The sequence below is a fragment of the Paenibacillus sp. P4_E11 genome (assembly GCF_056401635.1).
Genome location: NZ_JBFUIX010000468.1, coordinates 1 through 1,398, shown reverse-complemented (window position 1 = coordinate 1,398; position 1,398 = coordinate 1). Strand labels below are relative to the sequence as shown.

Annotated in this window: 1 protein-coding gene and 1 pseudogene; both read left to right on the top strand. The window is 48.0% G+C overall.

Annotated elements, in window-relative coordinates:
* Window positions 1–863, top strand: a pseudogene (locus AC1DWB_RS35190) (DNA-directed RNA polymerase subunit beta'); the annotation flags it as partial.
* Between the two features lie 129 nt (window positions 864–992).
* A complete protein-coding gene (locus tag AC1DWB_RS35185) occupies window positions 993–1,244 on the top strand; it encodes a ribosomal L7Ae/L30e/S12e/Gadd45 family protein (RefSeq protein ID WP_477545708.1) in 252 nt (83 codons plus the stop codon).
* Window positions 1,245–1,398 lie beyond the last annotated feature (154 nt).

Here is a 1,398-nt window from a genome sequence, read left to right as displayed (position 1 = left end):
GTATTATCGCAGCCCAATCGATCGGGGAACCAGGAACACAGTTGACCATGCGTACGTTCCACACCGGGGGCGTTGCGGGTGATGATATTACCCAAGGTTTGCCGCGGATTCAAGAGCTGTTCGAGGCGCGGAATCCGAAAGGGCAAGCGATTATCTCGGAGCTTGATGGTAAAGTGAAGGAAATTCGCGAAACCAAGGATCGTCGTGAGATTGAAGTTACAGGTGAAGCTGAGACCAAAGTGTATGCTGTACCATACGGATCCCGGATTCGTGTTACGGTCGGGCATACAGTGGAAGCTGGCGACGAATTGACCGATGGTTCGATCGATCCGAAGGAAATGCTGCGTATCAAAGGTATCCGCGGCGTGCAGAACTATATTCTTCAAGAGGTTCAGCGCGTTTATCGGAACCAAGGCGTGGAAATCAATGACAAGCACGTAGAGGTCATGATTCGGCAGATGCTTCGTAAGATCCGGATCGTGGACAGTGGGAATACGACGTTGCTTCCAGGCGCGTTCGTAGATATCTTTGAATACGAGGAAGCGAACAAGACTGCGCTGTTCTCGGGCAAAGAGCCTGCTGTTGCTAAGCCTGTGCTGTTAGGGATTACGAAGGCATCACTGGAGACCGACTCCTTCTTGTCTGCTGCCTCTTTCCAAGAAACAACACGTGTATTGACGGATGCTGCGATTAAGGGCAAGGTTGACCAGTTGTTAGGTTTGAAGGAGAACGTCATCATCGGGAAGTTGATTCCTGCGGGAACTGGAATGCCGCGTTATCGCAACATTCGCTTAGTCGATCCGCTTGAAGAGACTGCTGCAGATGAAGCAGAAGTCAAAGAAACCGTTACAGTTGAGTCTTGATTTCGTTTTTTTACAAAAAAAACAAAATCTGCCTAGCACATCTGCCTTGACACCGATTTTTCGAAGTGCTAATATATCAAAGTGTGCCAAAACCTAGTTTTCACTCCTGCGCTTTGGAGGATGAGCTCGATGTCTTATGAAAAAGTGAAACAGGCTGAGAAAATATCGATAGGTACGAAGCAAACTACGAAGATGGTAGAGCTAGGACTTGCCAACGAAGTGTTTGTGGCCAATGATGCAGATCCCAGAATAACGATGAAAATCGTAAATCTTTGTAAAAAGATGGGCGTCACAGTAACATACGTCGATTCAATGAAGTTGCTTGGAAAAGCATGCGGCATTAAAGTCGGAGCTGCTGTGGCTGCAGCTGTGAACGAGTGAGTGCAACTGTTTTTGTTGCGGGTCGATTCGGATTATTTCGGGTGGACCCGTGGCAAAGACATTTCGTTTGCCCATTCGCGAACCACCTGGATCTGTGGGCTTGAATCTCAAGCCTACACAGCAATAAAGATGAAGTAAGGAAGGAGGTAGTGAC

What these genes read in the sequence shown, in the direction of transcription:
- AC1DWB_RS35185 (WP_477545708.1), top strand. Translation starts at nt 993, where the DNA reads ATGTCTTATGAAAAAGTGAAACAGGCTGAGAAAATATCGATAGGTACG.